Here is a 243-nt window from a genome sequence, read left to right as displayed (position 1 = left end):
CCAGCTGCAGATTTTCGAAGGTCGCACCGGTTGCATCCACAGCCGAACTGATGCCCAGGCTGATCTGGCCAGCATCGTTATAGACGTCATCGCCTTGCGCCGCATGGGTGTACGGTGCACTGGTTTCGCCAGCCTTGATGGTGACCTGGGCATTGTTGCTCAGGGTCACGCCCAGGTCATGGGCCAGCGCCTGGTTGATGTGCACGGTGAAGGCCGGATTGACGTTCTCGGCCACCGAGGCCT

The 243-nt window shown here is 60.9% G+C and carries 1 protein-coding gene; it reads right to left on the bottom strand.

Annotated elements, in window-relative coordinates:
- On the bottom strand, positions 1-243 hold a 243-nt coding region (locus J5M71_RS29125), incomplete at both ends, for an immunoglobulin-like domain-containing protein (RefSeq protein WP_207839162.1).

This window comes from Pseudomonas sp. 43(2021), assembly GCF_017490805.1.
Lineage (GTDB): Bacteria > Pseudomonadota > Gammaproteobacteria > Pseudomonadales > Pseudomonadaceae > Aquipseudomonas.
This window is presented reverse-complemented; position numbering and strand designations above follow the sequence as displayed.